At 61.6% G+C, this 411-nt stretch carries 1 protein-coding gene; it reads left to right on the forward strand.

Features of this window, described 5'->3' with window-relative positions; translation table 11 throughout:
• Positions 1-50 precede the first annotated feature (50 nt).
• On the forward strand, positions 51-411 hold a 361-nt coding region (locus R0J88_RS18870; RefSeq protein WP_410900707.1), incomplete at its 3' end, for a hypothetical protein.

Genomic DNA, 411 nt, shown 5'->3' on the forward strand with positions numbered 1-411 from the left:
CTTCTATCGGCGCACGGCCATCTGCGACATCCACTCGACAGGAGGTCACCATGCAAGATCTATTACGTGAGTCACTTTCCCACTGGAGCCTGCTGCTGTGCTGGCTATTGCTGATGGTACCGGCGCTGATCTGGGTCGTGCGTGACCTGACCACGAAGAATGCTCACCTGGCCCCGATGATGAAGTGGGTGTGGGGGCTGACCACGCTCTACTCCGGTGTGGTGGGACTGCTGGTCTATCGTTTCGCCGGGCGTCGCCAGATCGCCGCCAACGGTGATGCCCGCAAGGGGCTGAGAAGCGTCGCGCACTGCTATTCGGGCTGCGGACTGGGGGAATTCGTCGGCGTCAGCCTGGCGGTGGGCCTGTTGGCTATGGGCAATACCTCCACCGCGATCATCACCTTCCTCTTCG

The organism is Pseudoalteromonas sp. SIMBA_162 (assembly GCF_046535955.1).
Lineage (GTDB): Bacteria > Pseudomonadota > Gammaproteobacteria > Enterobacterales > Alteromonadaceae > Pseudoalteromonas > Pseudoalteromonas marina.